General features: G+C 25.6%; 26 protein-coding genes, 1 pseudogene, 1 riboswitch and 1 other annotated feature. Of the genes and pseudogenes, 2 read left to right on the top strand and 25 right to left on the bottom strand.

The genetic code is table 4. From position 1 onward, the window contains the following. Positions 1-82: 82 nt before the first annotated feature. From SCANT_RS01275 to SCANT_RS01205, 15 genes and pseudogenes are all read right to left on the bottom strand, one after another. Positions 83-1033 carry an energy-coupled thiamine transporter ThiT gene (locus tag SCANT_RS01275; protein ID WP_053945919.1) on the bottom strand — a complete coding sequence of 317 codons (951 nt, stop codon included), beginning with the start codon at positions 1031-1033 and terminating at the stop codon, positions 83-85. A gap of 25 nt (positions 1034-1058) precedes the next feature. After that, positions 1059-1154: riboswitch (TPP riboswitch) on the bottom strand. Between the two features lie 52 nt (positions 1155-1206). Then, the gene (locus SCANT_RS01270) at positions 1207-2025 is read right to left on the bottom strand and encodes a hypothetical protein (protein WP_053945918.1); all 819 of its coding nucleotides are present in this window, start codon (positions 2023-2025) and stop codon (positions 1207-1209) included. A gap of 1 nt (position 2026) precedes the next feature. Beyond that, complete coding sequence (gene tsf / locus SCANT_RS01265) at positions 2027-2902, bottom strand: translation elongation factor Ts (RefSeq protein ID WP_053945917.1); 876 nt, start codon at positions 2900-2902, stop codon at positions 2027-2029. A gap of 11 nt (positions 2903-2913) precedes the next feature. Beyond that, complete coding sequence (rpsB, locus tag SCANT_RS01260; RefSeq protein WP_053945916.1) at positions 2914-3756, bottom strand: 30S ribosomal protein S2; 843 nt, start codon at positions 3754-3756, stop codon at positions 2914-2916. A gap of 195 nt (positions 3757-3951) precedes the next feature. Next, positions 3952-5304 carry a Sapep family Mn(2+)-dependent dipeptidase gene (locus SCANT_RS01255; protein WP_053945915.1) on the bottom strand — a complete coding sequence of 451 codons (1353 nt, stop codon included), beginning with the start codon at positions 5302-5304 and terminating at the stop codon, positions 3952-3954. A gap of 10 nt (positions 5305-5314) precedes the next feature. Then, on the bottom strand, positions 5315-6178 hold the full coding sequence (locus SCANT_RS01250) for a J domain-containing protein (RefSeq protein WP_053945914.1): 864 nt from the start codon (positions 6176-6178) through the stop codon (positions 5315-5317). 34 nt (positions 6179-6212) lie between these two features. Continuing rightward, positions 6213-6503, bottom strand: coding sequence for a 50S ribosomal protein L27 (gene rpmA / locus SCANT_RS01245; protein ID WP_053945913.1), 291 nt, complete (start codon positions 6501-6503; stop codon positions 6213-6215). 1 nt (position 6504) lies between these two features. After that, the gene (locus SCANT_RS01240; RefSeq protein WP_053945912.1) at positions 6505-6816 is read right to left on the bottom strand and encodes a ribosomal-processing cysteine protease Prp; all 312 of its coding nucleotides are present in this window, start codon (positions 6814-6816) and stop codon (positions 6505-6507) included. Positions 6817-6921: 105 nt separating this feature from the next. Next, positions 6922-7218, bottom strand: a pseudogene (gene rplU, locus SCANT_RS01235) (50S ribosomal protein L21); the annotation flags it as partial. 7 nt (positions 7219-7225) lie between these two features. Further along, positions 7226-7305: a sequence feature (ribosomal protein L21 leader region), on the bottom strand. 65 nt (positions 7306-7370) lie between these two features. Then, on the bottom strand, positions 7371-7655 hold the full coding sequence (locus SCANT_RS01230) for a hypothetical protein (protein WP_053945911.1): 285 nt from the start codon (positions 7653-7655) through the stop codon (positions 7371-7373). A 44-nt stretch (positions 7656-7699) separates the two neighbouring features. Beyond that, a complete protein-coding gene (gene rsmI / locus SCANT_RS01225) occupies positions 7700-8581 on the bottom strand; it encodes a 16S rRNA (cytidine(1402)-2'-O)-methyltransferase (protein ID WP_083434189.1) in 882 nt (293 codons plus the stop codon). 49 nt (positions 8582-8630) lie between these two features. Next, positions 8631-9104 (bottom strand): transcription elongation factor GreA, encoded by a 474-nt coding sequence (gene greA / locus SCANT_RS01220; protein ID WP_053945910.1) that lies wholly within the window; start codon positions 9102-9104, stop codon positions 8631-8633. Positions 9105-9168: 64 nt separating this feature from the next. Beyond that, positions 9169-10935: an excinuclease ABC subunit UvrC gene (uvrC, locus tag SCANT_RS01215; RefSeq protein WP_053945909.1), complete on the bottom strand. Its 1767-nt coding sequence runs from the start codon at positions 10933-10935 to the stop codon at positions 9169-9171. A 68-nt stretch (positions 10936-11003) separates the two neighbouring features. After that, positions 11004-13955, bottom strand: coding sequence for a DNA translocase FtsK (locus SCANT_RS01210; RefSeq protein WP_053945908.1), 2952 nt, complete (start codon positions 13953-13955; stop codon positions 11004-11006). A gap of 85 nt (positions 13956-14040) precedes the next feature. Continuing rightward, positions 14041-15756, bottom strand: coding sequence for a ribonuclease J (locus SCANT_RS01205; RefSeq protein ID WP_053945907.1), 1716 nt, complete (start codon positions 15754-15756; stop codon positions 14041-14043). Positions 15757-15919: 163 nt separating this feature from the next. On the opposite strand from SCANT_RS01205, the gene SCANT_RS01200 reads away from it, so the two are divergent. Beyond that, complete coding sequence (locus tag SCANT_RS01200; protein WP_053945906.1) at positions 15920-16222, top strand: rhodanese-like domain-containing protein; 303 nt, start codon at positions 15920-15922, stop codon at positions 16220-16222. Here SCANT_RS01200 and SCANT_RS01195 read toward each other — a convergent pair whose 3' ends face one another. Together SCANT_RS01195 and SCANT_RS01190 are read right to left on the bottom strand one after the other, a co-directional pair. Beyond that, complete coding sequence (locus SCANT_RS01195) at positions 16223-16591, bottom strand: hypothetical protein (RefSeq protein WP_053945905.1); 369 nt, start codon at positions 16589-16591, stop codon at positions 16223-16225. Further along, positions 16591-17400: a diacylglycerol kinase catalytic domain-containing protein gene (locus SCANT_RS01190; RefSeq protein WP_053945904.1), complete on the bottom strand. Its 810-nt coding sequence runs from the start codon at positions 17398-17400 to the stop codon at positions 16591-16593. The genes SCANT_RS01195 and SCANT_RS01190 overlap by 1 nt, the downstream gene beginning before the upstream one ends. Before the next feature lie 97 nt (positions 17401-17497). On the opposite strand from SCANT_RS01190, the gene trpS reads away from it, so the two are divergent. Then, positions 17498-18511, top strand: coding sequence for a tryptophan--tRNA ligase (gene trpS, locus SCANT_RS01185; RefSeq protein WP_053945903.1), 1014 nt, complete (start codon positions 17498-17500; stop codon positions 18509-18511). Between the two features lie 24 nt (positions 18512-18535). Here the strand turns inward: trpS and SCANT_RS01180 are convergent, their stop codons facing one another. The 8 genes from SCANT_RS01180 to SCANT_RS01145 form a co-directional block, all read right to left on the bottom strand. Then, the gene (locus SCANT_RS01180; RefSeq protein ID WP_053945902.1) at positions 18536-18856 is read right to left on the bottom strand and encodes a hypothetical protein; all 321 of its coding nucleotides are present in this window, start codon (positions 18854-18856) and stop codon (positions 18536-18538) included. Positions 18857-18927: 71 nt separating this feature from the next. Continuing rightward, a complete protein-coding gene (rplT, locus tag SCANT_RS01175) occupies positions 18928-19293 on the bottom strand; it encodes a 50S ribosomal protein L20 (protein ID WP_053945901.1) in 366 nt (121 codons plus the stop codon). A 13-nt stretch (positions 19294-19306) separates the two neighbouring features. Beyond that, positions 19307-19501 (bottom strand): 50S ribosomal protein L35, encoded by a 195-nt coding sequence (rpmI, locus tag SCANT_RS01170; RefSeq protein ID WP_053945900.1) that lies wholly within the window; start codon positions 19499-19501, stop codon positions 19307-19309. 19 nt (positions 19502-19520) lie between these two features. After that, positions 19521-20051: a translation initiation factor IF-3 gene (infC, locus tag SCANT_RS01165; RefSeq protein ID WP_053945899.1), complete on the bottom strand. Its 531-nt coding sequence runs from the start codon at positions 20049-20051 to the stop codon at positions 19521-19523. Between the two features lie 214 nt (positions 20052-20265). Continuing rightward, positions 20266-20640: a RidA family protein gene (locus tag SCANT_RS01160; protein ID WP_053945898.1), complete on the bottom strand. Its 375-nt coding sequence runs from the start codon at positions 20638-20640 to the stop codon at positions 20266-20268. Then, positions 20641-21834: a MalY/PatB family protein gene (locus SCANT_RS01155; RefSeq protein WP_053945897.1), complete on the bottom strand. Its 1194-nt coding sequence runs from the start codon at positions 21832-21834 to the stop codon at positions 20641-20643. 8 nt (positions 21835-21842) lie between these two features. Next, the gene (locus SCANT_RS01150) at positions 21843-23471 is read right to left on the bottom strand and encodes a PTS transporter subunit EIIC (protein ID WP_053945896.1); all 1629 of its coding nucleotides are present in this window, start codon (positions 23469-23471) and stop codon (positions 21843-21845) included. Positions 23472-23547: 76 nt separating this feature from the next. Further along, positions 23548-24366: a MurR/RpiR family transcriptional regulator gene (locus SCANT_RS01145; RefSeq protein WP_053945895.1), complete on the bottom strand. Its 819-nt coding sequence runs from the start codon at positions 24364-24366 to the stop codon at positions 23548-23550. Positions 24367-24751: the final 385 nt, after the last annotated feature.

Raw genomic sequence — 24751 nt, 5'->3', positions numbered from 1 at the left:
TTCCTACAAAAAAATTTTAAAAGAAATGTAATTAAAAATTTCATTTTTATTAAAAATGAAATTTTTTTTTATATTTAAATTTTTAATCTAAAATTTCTGTTGAAACTAAATCTCTATTATAGAAAAATCTTTCTTTAACTGTTCAAAGAGATTCACATATTGTTGGAACACAAATTATTAAAAGTATATAGTCAAAAATTGTATTAATTGAATTATAAATAAATGAATAACCAATATTATTTGTTCAATTGAATTCTTTATTGATTATTTCAATTTTATTTGGATTTAACCAATATACAACTCCTGATGTAACTCTTGAAAGATATAAAAATAAAACAGGAATTGAAATAAAGGCAAACCATACACCCAATTTTATAATCATCTTATCTGTTTTTACATTTGGTGTAAAAGCACCCGCTGTAAAAATTAATAATGTGGGAAGTCAATAGTCAAAGAAAAATTGTCAGAAATTTAAATATGCTCCTGGTAAAAAAACTGATAATGTAGCTGCTAAAAAACATAAAGTGAGTGAAGCAGAAAGAGATAAAACAAAGGCTCCAAAAAAAAGTGGTATATATTTAAAAGTTAAAGTTATATAAAAAGGCATTGGTGGAATTAAACCTGTAACAAAACCAACTGAAAAATATAATGCTAATAAAATTGATATTGAAGTTATATCAAATATTGTCCATCTTCTCATTTCTATTTTTTTAAACTTAAAACTTTGCTTGCTTAAGTAATAAATCAGAATTTCTAAATTTATAGTTATAAAAGATAAAGCTATTATATTTTTTTTATTAATATCATTGATATTAATAATGCAATTTAAAAATAAGGAAAAATTTATTAAAGTAAATAAAATAAAAAAAAGTGAAAAACAAAAAGAAATTGTTACTATTTTACCAACAGATAGATTTCCATTTTGATCTCCTGCATTTACAATTGATATAATTCCTCATATCATTAAACCTAAACATATTAATATTCTTATTAAAGACAATGTGATAGAAATTTTTATAATATTTTTATTCATGAAGTTCCTCCATGAAAAAAGCAGAATTATTATTCCAAAGGTCTTCCTACGCTAGTATAAACTAGATCAGGTTCTAAGAGTATTTCTCAAACTTACTTAAAAGTTACCTCTGCCTTTTTCATATTAATTTTATATTAAATAAAATAAAAACACATATGAAATGTGCTTTTATTTTATTTATCTTCTTTTTTTTCTGAAGCTTTAGATTTTGCAGTGGGTTTTTTAACAGAAGAAGTTGGTTTTTTAACTGGTTTTTCAACAATTTCCTCTGTTTTTTCAACTGCTTGTTCTACATCTTTTGAAACTTTTTCAACTTTTTCTTTTGCTTCTTTTTCAGTTTTATTTTCAACTGGTTCAACAGGTGTTTTAACACTTTTATTTGTCATTTCCAAAGCTTCTTGTCTAATTTTAGCTATTTGCTCTTTAAAATAAGAAACTTGATCACCTTTTTCAGGAGTAACACCAGTTTTTGATGCGTTTTCTAAAAAATAAATTCCTAAAGCTGTTTTTTTACTAAATTTAACTTTTTTAATTGTTCTTCTACCTTCTAAGTAGTTTACATATACTGCACTTTTTTGATCATCTTCAATAATTTTTTGAATTTTTGATAGTTTTATTGATTCGCCTAATGTAACAATTTTTTCTTCATCCATATAAAATCATATTTGATTTGAAAAGAATAAAACCATTGAAAACCAAATTGCTGATGTAGCAAATGCTATGACAATGCAAACAATGAATAACGTTTGACTTAAATTCAAATCAATAAAATAAAATACTATTGACATTATAGATGATGCAATTGATAAAAATTGTAAAGTTATCATAATTGAAACTCATAATTTATTTGCAAATTTAACTTCAGATTTATTAGTTTTAAATTGAAGTGTTAAATATCAAGAATAGATTGAAGACAATGGTGCTACTGTTAAAAGTACAATTGAAAGAATTAGCAAATTACTTTGTTCTAAAGATAATAAATTATTTATCATATTAATTACCTGCCAACTGTGCTGCCACTTCAGCTGCGAAATCTGTTGTTACTTTTTCAATTCCTTCTCCTACTTCAAATCTAAACATTTGTTTCAAAGTTGAGCCTTTAGATTTTACAAAATTGCCTACTGTTTGTTTTTCATCCATTACAAAACCTTGATCTAATAAAGTAATTTCAGCAATTTTTTTATTTAACTTACCTTTTAAAATGTTTTCTGCAACATTTTCTGGTTTACCTGTTAAATCAGTAGTTTCTCTAATAATATGCATTTCTTGATCTTTAAATTCTTGAGGAACATCACTTGATGCTAAATATTTTGGAGACATAGCTGCAACGTGCATACAAACATTATATGCATCTTCACTTGAAATGCTTCCTTCAAAATTTAATAATACAGAAATTCTTTTATTTGCATGATTATAAATTGATAAATTTTTACCTTCAACTGCAGCAATTCTTCTTAATTCAATTTTTTCTCCGATTGTTGCTGTTGCTTCTACACAAGCTTCACTAATAGTTTGTCCATTTGATAATTTTACTTCCAAAGCCTCTTGTAAATTCTTAGCTTTTGATTTTAATAAAGCATTACCAATATTGTCAATTAATGCCATAAATTTATCATTTTTCGAAACAAAGTCAGTCTCTGAGTTCACTTCAAAAATAATAGCTCTTTTACCATCAGTTTTTGCAAATGAAACTCCTTCAGCTGCTACTCTATCAGCTTTTTTAGCTGCTTTTGCTAAACCATTTTCTCTTAATCATACTACTGCTTCTTCAATGTTCCCGTTTGTAGCTTCTAAAGCTTTTTTACAGTCCATCATTCCAGCAGAAGTCATTTCTCTTAATTCTTTAATTAATTGTGGTGTAACTGCCATTTTAATCTCTCCTATTTAGTTTCTTCTTTGTTTACAGCAGGTTTTTTAGGTGCAGCTGATTTTTCACCCATTGAATCATTATTTCTTGGTGTATAAGGTCTTTGACCTTCTCCATATTGTTTCTCTTCTTTTTTCTGAGCTACAATTTTTAAACTACTTGGTTGCATTTTTATTCCAGCTGCATCAGCATAAACATCAACTATAAAGTTAGTAATTATGTTTACTGATTCTTGAATATCATCATTTGCAGGAATTACAAAATCTACCATATCTGGATCAACATTTGTATCACAAATAGCAATAACTGGAATTCTTAATTTTCTAGCTTCTTTAACTGCAATTTCATCAGTTTTAGGGTCAACTACAAACATTGCTGCTGGAAGTTTATGCATTTGTTTAATTCCACCCAAAGTTTTTTCTAATTTAGCTTTTTCTTTTCTAATTAGAATTTGCTCTTTTTTAGGTCTTAAATTAATTTTTCCTGTTTTTTCTTCATTTTCAATATCTCATAAAGTTTTTATTCTTAATGAAATTGTTTTCATATTTGTTAGTGTTCCACCCAATCATCTTGAGTTTACAAAGAAATTTCCACTTCTTAATGCTGCTTCTTTAACTGCATTTTTCGCACTTCTTTTTGTTCCAACAAAAATTATTTTCTCTTTTTTTTGTCCAATTGAAGTAACGTATCTTTTAACGTCCTCTAATCTTCAAATTGTTTGTTGTAAATCAATAATATGATTTTTATTTTTTGCTCCGTAAATATATGGTTTCATTTTTGGATTTCAACGTTTAGTTTGATGTCCAAATTGAGCTCCAGCATCTCAAAGCTGTTCTCTTGTTAAATCTTTTGCCATGTTAAGGTCCTTTCAAATTTTTATTCGTTATTCTTCCATACTGGTTCTAAATACATCCACTTGTTTAATTATAAATAACAAGCACTAGGATATAAAATTCCCAAATGTGATTGCATACCCAAAATTAAATATACAATATTTATAGTATATCATTTTTTAATATTGGTTTTATAAAAAAAATAATGCTTAATAGCATTATTTTAATTTTGTTAATTTAACTAAAGATTTTGCATAAATCTCCATCATTTTCTTTAAATCATCAATTTTTACATACTCATTGTATGCATGCATAGTTGAATCATTTAAGTCAAATTCAGCTCCAAAAGCAATCATATTAGGCATTGATTTTGCAAATGTTCCTCCTCCAATTGCAATTGGTTCTGCTTTCAAATCTCCTGTTACTTCTTTATAAACTTCCATAATGTTTTTTACAACATCACTGTCTTTTGGAAAATAAACTCTATCTTCAATTGAAATTAGTTTTAATTCAATATTTTTATCTGAAACAAATTTTTCTAAAACATCTACGACATCTTTTTTTGGATCTCTTGTACATGGTATTCTAAAATTAATTGTGAATCTAAAATCTCTTTTTGAAATATTAACTATTCCATTACATGCTGTTAAATCCCCGGTTTCATCTTTTAAATCTCCAAAAATTTCTTTCATATCAAAATTTAAATGACCATATTTTGAAACAAATTGTGCCAATGGATGTTTTAAACCTACTGCATCAATTGCTTTTAATAATCAAGTCGAAGCTGAAATACCTTTAAATGGCAAACTACCATGAGCAGATATTCCTTTTACAAATAAATAATTATCTTTTTCATATGAATCAATTGAATTATCTTTTAATCAAGCTGCAATTTCACTTGTTTTAGGACCACTATACTTTACTAAATCATTTACAGCGTTATAAACTTCTCCACCACTTAATTCAAATTCTGATTCAAAATTCCCTACTAAATCAACATCAGCAATTCATTTCTCTGCATATACAACTGGAAAATGACCATCAGGTACATAACCTAAATCACATAATTGCTCATTTGCAACATATGCTTCCATACATTCTCAGTTTGTTTCTTCACTTGTACCAAAAATAAATCTAACTTTATAATCTGGTTTAAAACCATTATCAATTAAATATTTAAAAGCAAAAATATTCATCATTGTAGGACCCTTATCATCAAATGAGCCTCTACCTATTAATTTCCCATTTTCAATTATTGGCTCAAATGGATTAGTTTTTCACTCATCAATATTTCCTGGGGGAACCACATCTAAATGACAAATTATTCCAAATAATTTGTCACCATTCCCATAGTCTGCATAGCCATATCTATAATCTGGTGCTATAAACGTTTTAAAACCAAAGCCCTTTAATAAATCAATACAATGATTAAGTACATTTTTTGTATCTTGATGAACTGGAGCTCCATGTTTTAAGTCTCTTCTATAAGATGGCATAGCAACTATCTTTTTTGTTTCTTCTAAAGCTTGGTCAAAATATTGACCTAATAATATTTCTTTATTTACATTCATAATATTCTCCTTAATTTTTATTTCTCTCTTTTACTACAATATCATATGCATCATTAATTTGTGCCATTTTTTCTTTTGCATTTACATTTTTATTTTTATCTGGATGATACATTTTAGCAAGTCTTAAATAAGCCTTTCTAATTTTGTCATCTGAATCAGTTGGCAGTACTTGCAAAATCTTATAAGCTTCTATTAATTTTAAATTTTCTTCAGTAATTTGATAATCTATTTTACTCTCTTTTGATTTAACTCTTAATTCAATTTCAATCATTTTAATTATTTTATTCAGTTCCTGAGAAAATTTAATAAATTGACTATCAATAAATTCATTTAGATTTTCTGGTTTAATTTTTTTATATTCTCTTTTTTCTTGTTTAAAAATAACAGCAGGTAAAACTTCTAAAATAAAAGTAGATTTGTATAAATTAAAGGTTTGCCCTAAAAAATCTTTATATATTAATAATAAATTTTTGGTCGAAAAGATTACAAAATTATTTTTTGACAAATTTTCAAATATTATAAAAAAATCAAACTCTTTACTTGCTCAATAATCATAAAAGCTATTTTGTGTATTTTCAAGATTTTGAATTAAAGATTCATTTTTATATTTAATTTTTATTTCTTTAAAATCTGATTTAAAAGGAAATTTATTAAAACTTTCTACTAAATCCAATTCTTTTATCAAAATTTTTTTATCTTTTTGACTTGCAAAAGTAGACTTGAAATTTTTTAAAGCCACCTCTATGTTCATATTATCTTTACTAATTTTTTTGCTCTTTCGTATTCTAATCTTACAGAAAAAAGATAAAAGAAGAACTAATAATAAAAAAGTAAGTGTCAACATTAAAAAAGACATATTATTTCCTCTTTTCATTAAAAAAAACTCCTAGTGAGGAGCTTTTATATTATTATTTAGATTCTTGGGGAATAACAACAGCTCTAGTTCTGTTTTTACCAAATCTTTGATATTTTACTATTCCTGATACTAAAGCAAATAATGTATCATCTCCACCACGTCCAACGTTTACACCTGGATGGATTTTTGTTCCTCTTTGTCTAAAAATTATAGAACCTGCATTAGCAAATTGACCATCTGCTTTTTTAGCTCCTAAACGCTTTGATTCTGAGTCACGACCATTTCTAGTTGACCCTACTCCTTTTTTAGAAGCAAAATATTGTAATCCTAATAAGAAACGCATATTAAATCATCCTTTCTATTCTAAAATTCTTTGGGTATTGAACCTCAATAGTTTCCAGTTGAATAATCATAAATTCAAGTAGTTGATTTAGAATTGTATCATTTACTATAACTTCTATTTCAATTTTCTTTTCATCAACTTTAATATTTAAATTTTTATTAAATTTAATATCTAATGCATTTAATGCACCTGAAACTATGCCTGTAATAGCTGCACATACAAGATCATTTCCATAATCTGCTGAATTTGCATGACCATTTATTACAAATGAATTTATTTTGTTGTTTTTTTCAACAATTTTAGCTTTTACCATTAACTATTCCTCTGTTTTATTTGAAGTAGTTGTTTTTGGTGCAGCTGTTGTACTTGAAACAACTGATTCTGTTGTTTTTGGTGCAGCTGTTGTTTTTGAACCATTTAATGAAATAGTCTCAATTTTAACTTTTGTATAAGGTTGTCTATGACCATACACTTTATTAACGTTTTTCTTAGGGTGATATCTAACAACTCTAAGTTTTTTACCTTTACCTTGTTTAACAACAGTTCCTATAACTGCTGCTCCATTTATTAAAGGTGAACCTACAGTACCATCAATCATTAGAACTTCATTAAAAGTAACTTTTTTACCTTCTTCGACCTCTAATTTTTCAATATAAATTTCATCACCTGATTGAACTTTAATTTGTTTTCCACCAGTTTTTATAATTGCGAACATCTTTATTCCTCCAGTCTAGACTCGCCTTGTATGTGAGTTATTTTACAAACTTCTTAAGTACATACAAAAGTGCGGTTGAAACTAGCAACCTAAATAATTTTATACCAAATTAGTACTTTTTTTTACTTTTTTTTACTTTTTTGAACAAAATTTTAGAATAAATTTACTACATTTGGCACTTTATTTTCAGCTTCAATTAATGCTTTATTTGAAGCTGAATTATCTAATTTAAAAGTAGAATTTCCAATTTTTGATTCTAATTTATCACTTTTATTTAATGAAATTGCTGTAAATACAGTTGTTGCAATAGTTCCTACTGTATTTGAAAAAAAATCACTAATTGATTTTGTAACAGAACCAACACCGCCAAGTAAAGCTCCTGTTATTCCTTTTCCACCAACAATTTCTCTTGATTTTGCTATAGATAATTTTTCCATATATAGACCTCCTATAATTTATATCGTCTATAATATTTAAAAAATTACTCCTTATAAAAGTATTTTGTTAATTCATTTTTATTTACACTATATTTTTTTGAGATATTTTTAATAGCATCTTTTTTACTAATATTTTGTGATATTAATTTTTGAACTTCACTTATTACTTTTTCCATATCAACTTTTGTATCATTTTTTAAAGTAAATTTTGAATCAATCACAATACAAAATTCACCTTTTAAAACTAATTGATTATTATTAATATAATCACAAATTTCAAAAATTGTACCTCTTAAAAATTCCTCATTTAATTTTGTCAATTCTCTTACAACTACCACATTTGTATTTTCATTTAAAAGTAAAGCTAACTGGTTTAAAGTTGATTGGATTCTATGAACTGATTCATAAAAGGAAATTATTACATCATTATTATGATTGTCATTTAATATTTTTTGTAGTTCCTTTTCAATATTTTTTTTATCTATAAAACCTAAAAATAAATTTCTTTTTGCCACAAAACCACATGCTACTATTGCATGAATATATGCTGGACCACAATTGATTGAAGTTATATTTACTTCTATATTTTTTTCTATAAGCTCTCTAATTACAATTGCTCCTGGATCACTAATACAAGGAACTCCTGCATCACTAATTATTGCTATATTTTTATATTTATTAAGATCTTCTATTAAGTTTGGTGAAACAGAATATTCATTGAATTTATGTAGTGATTTTAATTTTTTTGAAAGTTTTAATTTTTCTATTAATTTAATACTTACTCTAGTATCTTCACAATATATAACTTCAACATTTTCAAAGGTTTCAATAACTCTTTTTGAAATATCATTTAAATTACCAATTGGAGTTCCAACTAAATATATTGTTGGTAAATTATTTTTAAATGTGCTTTGAACCTTTAACATATTACTTTCTCCTTTTATACAAAAAAACCTAATAAAATTATTAGGCTAACTACTTAATATCTTTAATTGTTATTTTATAAGGTTCTTTTAGTTCTCTTACTTCAACAGAGTCTCCAACAACTTTACCCATCATTGCTTTAGCCAATGGTGATTCATTTGAAATTTTGTTTTCAAATGGATCTGCTTCAATAGCTCCAACAATTTTTACAGTCATTTCTTTTTTAGTTTTTTGACTTGTAAATGAAACTTGACTTCCAATTTTTACTTCTTTATTTTTAGAATTAGAATCCTTAATAATTTTTGCTTTAGAAAGCATTGCTTCTACTTCTTTAATTCTTGCTTCTACTTCTGCTTGTCTATTTCTTGCAGCATCATAATCAGCATTTTCTGATAAATCTCCTTGAGCACGAGCTTCAACAAGTTCTTCAATAACTTGTGGACGTACATTATTAATTAAATGAGTTAACTCTTCTTTTAATTCTTTAAGACCCTCTGCTGTTAAAATAATATCTTTATCTGTCATATGAATCCCCTTTTATTAACTAAAATATTATACATTTTTTTATAATAAAAATACCTATATTATTCTATTTTTTATTATCTAATTGGTTTTTTATTTCTTTAATTGCCAAAACAATTTCATCTTTTTTAACAATACTCTTTATTTCTTCAAAACTGGCATTATAAAAATCCATTCTAGAAGGAAACTGCGTATTTATTTTTTGGATCATTTTTTCACCAACTCCCTTAATTGCAGATAAATCATCTCTTGTAAATGATTTATTATGTTTTTTTCTAAAGCCAGCAATTGCATAATTATGAACTCGTTCTTGAATCAGTTCTAAAAATTTGAAAACCTCTTGAGATTTATCTAAATATATTTCTTGTGAGTCATGATTTAAAATATATTCAGTTTTATGTTTATCATTCTTAACAAGTCCAATTATAGGAATGTTTAAGTCCAATAATTCTAATTGTGACTTAGCGGCACTTACTTGTATTTTACCCCCATCCATAATAATTAAATCAGGGAGGTTTTTTTGTTCACCAACTTCTTTTTGATATCTTCTATAAATCATATTTTGCATTCTTTGAAAATCACCTTTTTCATCAATGATAATATTGTACTTTCTAAAATCATTAAAACTTGGCTGAGCTCCTTTGAAAACAACCATTGCCCCAGTTACAAATTCATCTAAAATATTAGCTACATCAAACATTTCAATATGATATGGATAATTTGGCAGTTTTAAAGTTTTTTGTAAATTATCTAGTAGCTCTTCTTTACTAATTGATTTTTGATTTTTGTATAATTCTTGTTGTCTAATATACTCTTGAGCATTATTTTTTGCAAGATCCAATATTTTTAAACTAGTCTCATCATTGCCATAAGTTATTTTTTCTTGAAATAAAAAATTCAAACTTGTATTTTTTAATATTGGAGGAAGAATAATATAGTCAGGAAGCATATTTTTTAAGTATATCTGCATAATAAAATTTTCAAATAAAGAAACTAAATCTTCTAAACTATTTTTTATAATTAATTGGTCTTTTAAAATTAATTTACCACTTCTATAAAATAAAACAACAAAACAAATATATTCTTCTGTTTCAAAATAATTAAAAACATCTCGATTTAAATTATCATTAAAGTCCACAAATTGTTCTACAATTGAAAAGTTTAAATGAGCAATAATTTCCTTTATTCTTTGAGCTTCTTCAAATTGAAGATTATCAGCAGCAATAATCATTTTTTCTTCTAATTTATTTTTAAAATCATCATTTGTTCTATTAAAAAAATTTTTAACTTTAGTTATTTGATCTTGATAATATTTTGGTTCAACTTCTTTAAAACATGCACCTGAACATTGATCAATATGAAAATGAATACAAGGTTTACCCAAATTTCCTTTACATCTTCTCAATGGATAAATTCTTTCCAAAGTTTTTAAAATATTTCTAGCACTAGTTCCATCAGGAAGAGGTCCAAAAGATATTTGATTTTTATTGTCAAAATTTCTAGTATAAACATAAATTGGATCTTGCTCTTTTGTAATAGCAATATATGGGTATTTTTTATCATCATTTAATACAATATTATATCTTGGGCGATATTTTTTTATAAGATTTTGCTCTAAAATTAATGACTCCTTTTCATTTTCAGTAACTATAGTTTCAATGTCACATATATTTCTAACAAGTTGGGTTGTTTTATAATTATGTGCTTTATTAAAATAACTTGAAACTCTCTTTTTAAGATTTTTAGCTTTTCCAACATAGATTATCTGTTCTTTTTTATTTTTATATAAATAACAACCAGGTTTTTCTGGTAAATTTTTAACTATGTTTTCCATAAAATCTCACCTCAAATATTATTATATATAGTTAAATAAATTAAAATCAGCAAATAGTTTTGCTGATTTTAATAAACATCTTCATTTTGAATGTATACATCTCTTGGTTTTGATCCATTTTGTGGACCAATAATTCCGCTCTCTTCAAGTTCATCTATAATTCTTGCAGCACGATTATAACCAATATTGAATTTTCTTTGAATTAAACTGGTAGAAGCTTTTTGAGTTCTAATTACATAATCTTTTATTTCATCAAACATCGCATCTTGACCAGCTCCAAGATTTACTGTATAACTTGGTTCTTCAACTTCAGTTTTTAAGAATTCTGAATCAAAAATTTGCTGTTGTTGACTAGAACAATGCTTTACCAATTTTTCAATTTCATCATCACTAATATAAGCTCCCTGAGCTCTTACAAGCGATGTGCTCCCTGGAATTGTGTAAAGTAAATCTCCCTTACCAATTAATTTTTCAGCTCCATTTGAATCTAAGATAGTTCTTGAGTCAATTGAAGAAGCAACAGAGAAAGCTAATCTAACTGGTATATTTGATTTAATAACTCCTGTAATAACATCAGTTGATGGTCTTTGAGTTGCAACAATTAAGTGAATTCCTGCAGCTCTAGATAATTGAGTTAGTCTCATAATTGAGTCTTCAACATCTTTTTTATTTGAAGTCATCATTAAATCAGCAAGCTCATCAATAATAATTACATAATACGGTAATTTAGTTGAATCTGATTTTTGTTTTGCATTAAATCCAGCAATATTTTTAAGACCATATGTTGTAAATAATGCATATCTTCTTTCCATTTCATTAATAACTTTTTTCAATGCATTATTAGCAATATTCATATCACTAATAACTGGAGCAAGTAAATGCGGAATTGAAGAATAAACTGAAAGTTCAACTTTTTTAGGGTCAATCATTAAGAATTTAACTTCATGAGGTTTTGCCCTCATTAAAATTGAAGAAATAATTCCATTAATCATAACTGACTTACCACTACCTGTTGAACCAGCAACAAGTAAGTGAGGCATTTTATCTAATTCACCAAATAATAATTCACCAGTAACTGTTTTACCAATAGCAAATAATAATTTATTTCCCATTTTTACTATTGGTGTATTTTCAATAACACCTCTCATTGGAACTGCTTCAGGTTTATCATTTGGAATTTCAATTCCTACTGCAGCTTTCCCTTGAATTGGAGCTTCAATTCTTACATTTTGACTTGCAAGTGCTAGTTTTAAATCATTTTCTAATGAAGTAATACTATTAACTTTTGTCCCTGGTTCTGGTTGCACTTCAAATTTAACAACACTTGGACCAATACTCATATTTTTAACACTTGCTTTTACACCAAATTGTTTAAATGTTTCATTAATACTTTCAGCTTTTTCTTTTGCAGAATTAGTAATTGCTTCTTGATCTTTTAAGTTTACTACATGAACTTTTAAAATATCAATTGGAGGCAATTGATATGAATGATTTACAAATTGCTCTTTTTCAACTGCTTTATTTTTATTCACTTCCATAGTTTGATTTACTTTATTTGCAGATTGATAAGATGCTGAAGAATGTAAAATATTTCTTGATACATTTTCTTGCATTGGTGAAGTGTAATCTCCATAGTCTTCAATCATTTTTTTCTCTTCTGCTTTTTCCTTTTTAGTTTCACTAATAAAATGATCTAAAGTAATTTGACCAGATTTAACTTCTTCAAATTTAATTTCTTTTTTATTTCTTGATTGTACTAACTCCAATGTTTTTCCATTAGCGCCAAAAGGAGTAATATTAGTTTCTTTAGCCAATTCTTCTCTGGCTTGTTCCGTTGAAACTTGTCCATATTTTGTATCATATGGAAGAGAATCATAACTATAATCTTTATCTCTTCTTGGCATATAGTTATGTTCTTTTCTAACTAAATTTTCAGCTTGCAATCTAGCTTCTTGAATTTTTTGATCTAAATTATAATCAACAATTCTATTTGGATTTGGAGGTGGAGTGGGAGCTGGGCGAGCATATTCTTCTTTATAATTTTGATTTGAATTATAATTTTCTAAATTTACATTAGAAAAATCATCATTATAAAAATCAGTATTTACTTCTTCATAAATATTATTTTCATAATTTCTAGTAAAACTTGGCAATTCAATAGTAATATCTGATTCTTTTGATGAAGATAAAATTATTCTTTCATCAAATGTTTCATCATTTTGAATATTTAATATATTCAAAATACCTCTTCCATTTCTTTCCCTTTTAGGTGCTTCTTTCATGTGATAATTAATATCTTGACTATTTTTTAAAGAAAGAATTCTTAATCTTTTTCCTTTTCTTTTATGTTTTGGTTTTAAGAAAAAGAATGGATCTCCTGTAAAGATTCAAATCATATCTAAAGCAAAGAATAAAATAGCAAAAATTAATCCTACATATATTGAAGTGTAGGCAAATATTCCAGCAAGAATAGTTCCAATTAACCCTCCCCCAGATCATGTTGTGAAATATGTACTTGGGTCTGCTATTCAAACTGTTCCACTATTTTCTCCCCAAATAGAATTACTTTTTCAATTAGTTAAATAAGAATTTAATGAGTCCTTTAATATTGAACTTGATCATATATCTTTTACTATAAAATCTTGAGTTTTAACGTGATAGGCCACAATAAATAAAATTGCACTAATAATCCAGCATAAACAAATCCAAGTTAAAAAAACCATTGCAATAAACCTTTTTTTGGGTTTAAATTTTATTCCAAAATAAATTGAAAAGTCTAATAGAAAAAATAAAGAGTACAAAAAATATTTGAATCAACCAAAAGGTAAATTAAAAATTACATCATCAAAGAATTGACCAATTATAGTAATTCTTCCCAATGACATTAAGTTTAAAAAAAATAAAATTAATGCTCCAACTATTCAAGAAATTGAGTCATTTTTTCTTTGTTTTTTTTGAATAGTAAAAGCTCTTGTACGATCGCTATTATTGTGATTATTTAGCCCTTTGTTATTATTCATTATTTCACCTTAATTATGCCCTTACCATATGATTTTAATATATTTTAACCTTTTTTTACATCAAATAGCAAAAAAACTCATGGAACTATGAGTTTTTTGATTTCACCATTTTTGGTTCAAAAAATGAACCATCTAATTCATTAATTATTACTAAAACAATAGGTTGCTTTCCTGTTTCTTGTTTTAAAGTACTTCTTATTCTTGAAACAATCTCTTTTTTAATTGCATTTAAATCGAAACTAGCTGGTTTTGATTTTGCTTCATTTTTATATTTCTCTAAAATATCAATTATTTGTTTTTGCATTAATTTAAAAATTGGATTTTCATCAGTGATGTAAATAACACCTCTCATTTGAATATCAATTAGAGATATTAACTCTTTAGTTTTATTATTTATATTTGCTCCAATAATAACTGCCCCATCTGTTGCAAGTTGTTTTCTTTCATTTAAAACAACTGCTCCAATATCACCAACTCCAATTCCATCAACATAAACATCTGCTGTTTTAATTGAGTCAGCACCAATAACTAATTTTCCCCCATCATTAATTTTAAGAATTTGACCATTATTAATTAGTTGAATATTTTTCTTGTCCACGCCAGCTTCTATTGCAGCTCTTTCAGCACTTAAAAAATCTTTATACAATCCTTTAATTGGTATGAATGATTTAGGTTTCATAATTCTAGTCATCAATTTTATATCTTCATAACTAGCTCTCATAGATCAAATATTTTTTTCAGTTAAAGAAATTAACTTGGCATTTGTTCTTGATAATTCATCAAGAATTTCAGCGTGTCTTTTTTCAACTCCAGCTGCTGGAGGAGTTGCTAAAATAATAGTATCATTTTCAGTAAATTCAACTTTATCATCATTTCCCGCAGCAATTTTTGCAAGTCTTGCATATAACAGATCTCCTGCTCCAGTTAACAATAAAATTCCATCTTGTGATTTCATAAATTCTTCAATAGAGATAATATCTTTTTCAGTAATATTTAAACTTTCTTGTATTACTTTAGATTCAACAACCTTAGTAATAGTTTTTCCATAAATTGCTATTTTTCTATCATTTGCTTTTGCTTGTTTTATTATTTCAAATAACTTAAAAACATCCTCTTCAAACATTCCTAAAATCAAACGTCTCTTTTTATCTTTTATTGGTGCTGCAATAAATTTTTCAATCCTATGATTTGGAACAGTGTAACCTATTCTTGAAGCATATTCAGCATCACTAATTAAAGCCAATACTCCTTTTTGAGCAATTTGGTTTAGATGATTCATATCTGTTGAAAAATATGATTGTTCATTTCCATCAATAATATAATCTCCAGCATAAACAATAACACCATCTTGAGTATGAATTGCAAAACCATAAGATTCTGGAAATGCAGCTGTTGTTCTAAATGCCTCTACTTTTACATCTCCAAAATTAATGACGTCTTTATCATTAATTATTTTGAAGTTATTTTCTCTATTTTTTATTCTATATTTTAAGTTTCTATATTTTAAAATAGTTGTTGTAAGTTCATTACAATAAACAGGTACATCAATTTCTCTTAAAATATAACTAATTGCTCCGGAATTATTTGAGCTTGGATTTGAAAGGAAAATTCCTTTGATTTTTTTGGCATTCGCCTTCAAAAAATCAAAATTTGGGATTATTACATCAATTCCTAATACACTTCTTTCTGGAAATTTAATTCCTGCATCAAAAATATATAAGTTATCATTAACACTAATAACAAAAATATTTTTACCTCTTTCGTCTTGCCCACCAAGGGCCATAAATTTAATATCTGCCATATTTTTTCTCCTTATTTTTTATTTTCTTCTTATTATTTTGTTTAATTTTTTTAATAAACGTTAACCAGAATTGAATTCTCTTTAATTATAATTTATTTATACTTAAAGTAAAGTTTTTTTAAAATAAAAGAATAAAATCTTATTGAGAGAGGATGAAATTTATATGTATATTTCAGTAGAAGATTATTCTTTAAATCATGATAAATATTTCACTTTAGATGTTAGAACAGAAACTGAGTTTAAGACTCTGCCTCATTTTGATTGAGCAATAAACGTTCATATTGATAAGTTTCTAAGAAATTATCAAAACATTCTAAAAGAAAAAAATCCTGAAAATAAGCCAATTGTAACTGTATGTAACGCAGGAAATAGAAGTGGTGAAGTTGCTAGATTTTTAGAAGAGCAAGGGTATAATGCCAAAACCCTTGATGGTGGAATTTATAAATATAAAAGAAAAATAAGATAATTAATTTATCTTATTTTTTAATTCATTTGATAATTTTTTCAAAAATAATTTAATCGAAAATTCCTTTGAAGTTAAAGTTAATTGTTTTTCTTCAAATTCTGCTTTTATTTTTAATTTTTTCAAGTTATTTAAATTTACTAACTCTTTTGATAAAACCATTATTTTTTGCTCTTTAATACCGTCAATATTTTCAATTGTGCCAATTTCATCTAGAATTTTTTCATAAATAGTTGCACCCTTTTCAATTGAATTTATTCCAAATTTTTCTTTTCTCTTCTTTAACATACTCACTGTTGAGAAATAAAGAAATAAAGAAATAAAACAAATAACAAATAAAATGGCAATAACAATATATAAAATATTATTCATTATTCAATCACTTCCTTATCTTTAATAAAGATATCTCTTAGTATTTGAATTTTACTTGTATTTTTAGAGTTGCTGATATCAGTTACAACTTTAATATTTATTTTTGAAGGTTTTATTTCAATTTCTAAATCATTAACTGGGTATTCGACAGTATCAATAATCATTATTTCATTTGATTTAGCTTCGAACTTTAATTTTAATACATATTTATTATTCAAAATTAAAGGAGCATTTAGTGTTCTGAATTTATTAGTACTTACAGGAACTAATTCTTGCAATTGATAAATCTGACTTGTTCGTGAAAGAATTACTGCTCCACCAGCAGATTTCATATATCCACTACTTCCATTTGAAGTTGATACAACAAGCCCTGTACCATGAAATTTCTCTAAGAATTCATCATTTATATAAATCTCAACATATAAAGGTGTCTTTTCATTAAGTATTTTTATTTCATTCGCAGCAATCAGCTTTTGAGATTTAGTTTTAATTTCTAATAATTCAAAATTGTTTATATTAAACTTATTTTTTTCAATTAATTCAATTGTAGCATCAAGGTTTTCTATTCTATTTTTATTTGTATAAAAACCAATACCCCCTGATTTGAAAGGAACAAATTTTACTTTATCAATTTGATCCTTATATCTTGATACTGCTTTTAGAAAAGTTCCATCTCCTCCAAATATAAAAATATAATTTGGTAACTTTTCATTGTAAGTTCATCCTCTAGATTCTAATTTTTCTTTTAAATGAGAAACAACTTCTTTTGTTGCTTTATAGTCATTTTTAATAATACTAAACGAAAGCATTATATCACCTCTAAACTATTATTAATTTTACTTATTTTTAGGAGAAAAATATATAAAGATTGTATAATATTAAATGTAAATCAAGGAGCAAATAATTATGAATAAAAAAAGAATGTTATCAGGAATAACCACTACAGGAAAAATGACATTAGGAAACTATATTGGAGCTATGAAAAATTTTGTAGCTTTACAAGATGAATTTGAAATGTATGTCTTTGTTGCAAATCTTCACGGAATAACTACACCAATTGATAAAGATATTTTGAGAAAAAATATTAAAGAAATGGTTACTTTATATTTCGCTTGTGGAATGGATCCTAAAAAATCAACAATTTTTTTACAAAGTGATGTTTTAGAACATACACAATTAGGATGAATTTTAACATGTAACACTACAATTGGTGAATTGCAAAGAATGACTCAATTCAAAGATAAATCTACTAAGGTTAAATCTGAAAATGGAACTGAATTCATACCTACTGGTTTACTAACATATCCAGCTTTAATGGCAGCAGATATTTTGCTTTATGACGCTGAATTTGTACCTGTTGGAAAAGATCAAAAACAACATATTGAATTAACAAGAAATATTGCAGAAAGAATGAATAATAAGTTTGGAGAAATGTTTACCATTCCTGGTGATTACACTCCAAAAGTTGGATCAAAAATAATGGACTTGCAAGATCCTACAAAAAAAATGTCAAAATCTGGAGCTAATCCTAAAGGTTTTATTGCTCTTTTAGATGATATAAATGAAGTTAAAAAGAAAATTAAATCAGCTGTAACTGATTCAGAAAATATAATTAAATATGATGTTGAAAATAAACCTGGTGTAAGTAATCTATTAACAATTTATTCAGCTTTAAAAAATATTTCAATTGAAGAAGCAGAAAAATTCTTTAAAAATAAAGACTATGGAATTCTAAAAGATGAAGTTTCAAATGTTGTTGTTAATTTATTAGAAAAAATTCAACTAAAATTTAAAGAACTATTCAACTCTGATTTAGTGGATTCTTGGTTGGAACAAGGCGCAGAAAAAGCTCGCAAACTAGCAAGTAAAAAGTTAACTAAAGTAAAAAATTTAACTGGTTTAAATTATAAAAGAAAATAAAAAAAACTTTAAATAAAGTTTTAACTAATTAGCAGCACTTCATTGTGTTGCTTTTATTTTTTTAACTATTTTAGAACAATCATCTTTATGTCTAAATTCTCTACATTGTGGGTGGATTGCAATTAAATTATCAGGTGTTAATCTTAAATTCTTAAGATCAATAAACTCACAAACTCATGAAAAATCTCCCTTTTCAAATTTCGAATGGTCCATAAAAAATTTACATATAAAACATAATCTAAATTCATCTTCGTCTCTATTAATTAATTTAGGAGAATTATTTCAAGCTGCTTTCATATCTTCTTTTGAAAATTCAATTTTATTATTTTCTAATATTTTTGCCATATAATACCTCTTCTTTTAAGCAATATAATTTTAACACAATTAAAAAAATGAGCTGATTTTGCTCATTTAGATTATTTTTTAGCTTCTAAAGCTTTTTTAGATGAAGTTACGATTGATTCAAATTGTTTTGGTTCGTGAATTGCTAATTCTGATAACATTTTTCTGTTAATATCAATTCCAGCTAATTTTAAACCATTCATAAATTTTGAATAACTTAGTCCTAATGGTCTAACTGCTGCATTTATACGAATAATTCATAATTTTCTAAAATCACGTTTTTTAAGTTTACGCCCAACAAAAGCATAGGCCATAGAACGTACAACTTGTTCATGAGCCTTTTTATAGTTTGCTTTTTTTGTTCCATAGTAACCTTTTGCTCTTTTGATTCAACGTTTTCTTCTTGATCTAGTTACTTTACCAAATTTTACTCTTGCCATATTGTTCTACCTCCTAGTTTTGTAATAATCCTTTTAGACGTTTCATATCTCCAGCTGAGACGAAAGTTGCTTTTTTCAAATGTCTTTTTTGCTTTGTTGTTTTATTTTGTGCTAAATGAGATCTATAAGCTTTACCTCTTTTTAATTTACCTGCACCAGTTTTTTTAACTCTTTTTGCTAAAGAGCTTTTTGTTTTCATTTTTGGCATAAATTCTCTCCTCCTATAATTAACCTTTTTTTGGCACTACATACATATCTAAGAATCTTGTATTTAGTTTGGCTTCTTTTTCAACTTTTGCAATATCTTCAATTTTTGTAAAGAATTTATCTAATGTTTCTTTACCAAATTCTTGAAAAGTTATTTCTCTACCCTTAAATTTTAATGAGACTTTAACTCTATCGCCTTGTAATAAGAATTCTCTTGCTTTTCTAGCCTTAGTATCTAGATCATGCTCTCCAATTCCTACTGTTAAACGAATTTCTTTATTTTCAACTTTTACTTGATTTTTCTTATTTTCTTTTTGCTTACGTTTTTGTTCATATTTGAACTTACCATAATCAAGTATTTTAGCAATAGCTGTATTACTATCTTGCATACCAACTTGAAGTAGGTCTAAACCTGCTTCTTCTGCTAATTTTAAAGCTTCAAATTTGTTTAATGGACCATTTTTAGTCCCATCATCATTAATAATTAAAATCTGTTTTGCTCTAATTTCTCTATTTACAAAATCTGTTATTATTTTTTTATTGTCTGCCATTTGTCCTCCGAAATAAAAAGTGTGCCGTTAAAAGATTAGGAGCACACTTAAAATTTATTTATTTTATATATAGATAATAAATAAGTTTTATACCGTTTCTTTACAAATTACGGTGAGCTGTGCGCTTCTTTCTTTAAACCTTAATTATTATAATATAGTTTTTTGTTATTTCAAATATTATTTAAAAAAATATTTAAAAATATTGATAAAAAGTTTATTTTTTAGCAATAACTTCAATCTCAATTAAACCATTTTTTGGCAGTTTTGAGACCTCAAATGCACTTCTTGCTGGTTTATGATTGCCAAAATACTCTCCATATATCTGATTAATTACATCAAAATCAGCCATATTATCTATTAAAACCATAGTTTTAATTATGTCATTTCTATCAAAATTTGCCTCTTTTAATATTTCATCAATATTTTCAAAAACTCTTCTTGTCTGCAGTTCAATATTGTCTTCTAAAATCATTGTTTGAGGGTTTAATCCTAATTGCCCAGAAACATATAGAAAATTGTCATTAGTTAAAATTGCTTGTGAATACGGCCCAATTGCCTTTGGTGCTTTTACAGTATTAATTACTTTCATTTATTTTTCTCCTTTTATGTTAAATACTACTAATTTTAATTTGTTTACAACTTGCTTTAAAGTTTTTTTATTTATACCAATATTTAGTCTTATTCAATTGTCTTTACAATCAGCAAAATCATCTGAAAAGCTCAATATTAAATTATTATCTATAAATTGTTGTTTTATGTCCTTTAAACTTAACTTAGATTTAAATTTTATCCAAACTAAATATGAAGCTTGCATTTGCATTATTTCTAAATTTTGAAAATTAGATAATTGCTGTTTTAAAAAAGTATAATTTGAATAAATATATTCTTTCAATTTTTTTAATCAATTATAAGAATAGTTATTTGTATAAGCACTTATTAGTGCTGGTTGAAAAAAAATATTTGGCGATGTAAGCGAATCAATTTCATATTGATTAGATATTTGTTCAAATATATTTTTATTAGAACAAATCATATATGAACCCTTCAATCCTCCCAAATTAAAAGTTTTATTTGGTGAATTACAGACTATAAAATCTTTTATTAAATTTGAGTAATTTAGTAAAGAATTATGCTTTTGATTTAAAACTAAATCACCATGAACTTCATCAGAAAATATTAGTACTTTATTTTTATTACAAATTTCTATAATTTTAAGTATTTCTTCTTGTTCTCAAACCCTACCTCCAGGATTATGAGGATTACATCATAAGAATAATTTTATTTTGTTTTTTACAATTTTATTTTCAAAATCAACAAAGTCAATGTAATAATTATCATCTCTATAAATTAGATTATTATATATTACATTTCTTTTTGTTTTAATAATTGATCTTTCAAATGGTTGATATATAGGAGATTGAATTAGAACTGATTCCTTTTCTTTTGTAAAACATTTAACAACTTCAAACATTGCATTTACAGTTCCGTGAACTAACTTTATTAAATCAGTTTTTAAATTAATTTCATGCATTTTTTTATATCAAATCTGAATTGCTTGAAGTGATTTTTTTTCTGTATAAGTATAACTATAGGTTTTTTTCTTTGCTCTTGAAATTATAGATTTTACAATAGGTTTTGGAGTTTGAAAGTCCAAATCGGCAATTGAAAGATTGTAAAATTTTTTTGAAAAATCAATTTTATAATTTTCTTCTAAATATTCAATTGACCATTTTCTTTCATTACTTTTTGATCTATCTATTTTTTTGTTAAAGCTCTTGTTCATTTTATCACCTAGTTCCTTATTGTTTTTGCTATTTCATTTTTTAGTTTTTCCACTTTCGGACCAATTATTATTTGAATATTATAGTCATCAATATACTTAATAGCTATTGCTCCTAATTCTTTTACTTCTTCTTGAGAAATATTTTTAGGTTTGTTTAAAGTAATTCTTAAACGTGTATAACAGTTATTTAAAGTTTTTATATTTTCCTTACCACCTAATAACTCAATATATTTAATTGCAATTTCATCTGAGGTACTGATCTGTTCTTTTTTATCATTGCTTATTAAAGTAATTTTTTCTTCTTCACTTAATTCTGTTCTTCCAATAGTCTTTACATCTCTATATTTTATATAGAAATAAAATGTTGAAAAGTATAACACACCTCAAATTGGACCAACTAATAATATATAGTATCATTTTGTAACTAATCCTTGCATTAAACCAAATACTATAAAATCAATAATATTACCATCAGTATTTCCAATTTTTACTTGTAATAACCCCACAAACATATAGGCTAATCCAATATAGAAACAATGGACTAAGTATAATAATGGTGCTACAAAAAGAAATAAAAATTCTAATGGTTCTGTAATTCCCCCTACAACACTAGCAACTATTCCTGGAATAATAACTGACTTGACCATTTTCTTTTGTTCTTTTTCTGCAAGAATATAAATGGCAATTGCTGCCATTGGCAAACCAAACATTACTGTTGGCATATAACCTTGAGATAAAAATCTAGTTGCAGATGCTGAGATTGGTAATCCCAATTCTAATTCTTTATAAAAAATATTTAATGCCCCTGTGATCTTTTCACCACTTGGAAGAATAATTGTTCCACCAACTGCTGAAAATCTAACTATTGTATTAATAACATGGTGCATTCCCGTAGGTCTTACTAAACTTTCTGTAAATCTATATAGAAATGGACCAAACCAGTCTACTTTTTGTACACCTAAGCCAATTCAAAATATCAATTGATTAAAACAAGGTCAAATAAAAGTTGTTGGTATTGCTATTGCTGAAAATATTAATAAAGAAATTATTGGAACAAATCTTGTACCACCTCAAAAAGATATTGCATTAGGTAAACTAATATATTGAAATTTTTCGTGCAGTCAATATACTAAGAGACCAACAAAGATAGCTCCCAAAACTCCAATATCCATTGTTTTGATTCCCAATATGGATTGTGTTGATTTACCAATGAATGTTCCCTCAGATGTTAAATTTTCTGGTAAAACATTTAATGTAAAGTTAATTACAAAAAGCATAGTCACATAACCAATAAAACCACTGAAAGCAGCAGAACCTTGATTATCAGAAGCTAAACCAATTGGAATTGCCATAGCAAACATAAATGGTAAAAATGTAAAACCAATTGCTCCAATAGTTTTAAGCAATACAAAGAAATCATATAATCCTCTAGTTTTTAATCAAGGTATTTGTATAATTGTTGCATTAGAAGTAAGTGAAGCACCAATTCCTAATAAAATACCACAGAAAGCTAGCATTGCTATTGGTAACATAAATGTTCTTCCCAATTTTTGAAATTTATTTAGCAAATTTTTTTTAGATTTTTTTATATCGATTTTATCAATATTTTTTTCTTTTTTAAAAGTTAATCCTTTCATATTTATTATTCCTTTCGTTTTAATATTACTTAAACAAAAAAAATAATTAATAACTTTAGCTCATTGTGTACCTTAGTTAATCAGTTTGTACCTTTTTAAGTAAATAATTTGTTAAATCCATATAAATATAGTCCAAAATTTGAATTAAACATTGTCCCCTTATTGAAAATGAATCTCAGATTTTATCTTCAAATTGTGGTATTTCAATTACACTATCACAATATTTTTTAATTTCACCATCATCACCCAGAAGCCCAAAAATATATGTCTTATTTTTTAACTTTGATGCAAAATCAATTAAATATTTGCTATTGCCAGATAGACTTAATATAAATACTACATCATTTTCATTAATTTGCTGAACATATGATTCTATTGAATTTAAATCTCTTTCCTGAATTATTGTTTTATTTAATCACCTAATTCTTTGAACAAAATTTCGCGAAATATTATAAGCTAGATTCATACCAAAAACATAAATTGAATTAGCTTTAGATATTCTATCTAATAAAATCTTTATATCTTTTTGATTTGCAATATATCTTTCTAAAACAATATTTGAGGAATTATTTTTAATTTGTAAATAGTTTTGATATTTATCATTATTATCTACTAACTGCTTTTTAAAATTAAATTGCTCATTTAAAGCTAAATTATTTTTTATTAAGTTTTTAATTTGAAATTTTAATTCGCTAAAACCAGATACCCCTAGCTTATTACAAAATCTAATAATTGAAGGTTTTGAAGTATTTGTTAAAATTGCAAATTTTTCAAGACTATAATCATTAATTTCTTTAATATTATTTAATATAAAATTTGCAATGTAAGAATTAATATCTTCAGGATTTTTATTTGCAATTGATTTTAATATTGATAAAAACTTTAATTCTTCCATATCAATTTTTCCTTTTTATAAAATTAAATAATTATAAGTGTTAATTCTAAAATTATTATAAAAATTTAACTATACTTTAATATTATCTATAAACTTGTAATTTTATAATATATTTTATATTTACTATTTTTTATATTTACAAGAATATAATCTTATTAGGATGTGATTTTATGTTGGATATAATTAAATTTAATTTTAAAAGAATGAAAAGTAAATGGTATTTAATATTGGCAATTATGTTTATATTCTATTTTTATTTTTTACTAATTGATATAGGGAGTCTAATTATTTCAGATATATCTGAGGAACCAAAAATAGAGCTTATGGATATAAGAAATAAAAGTATAAATATATCTTTAGTAATGTTTTTTATTTTCTTTACTTT

The organism is Spiroplasma cantharicola (assembly GCF_001281045.1).
Lineage (GTDB): Bacteria > Bacillota_I > Bacilli_A > Mycoplasmatales > Mycoplasmataceae > Spiroplasma_A > Spiroplasma_A cantharicola.
This window is presented reverse-complemented; position numbering and strand designations above follow the sequence as displayed.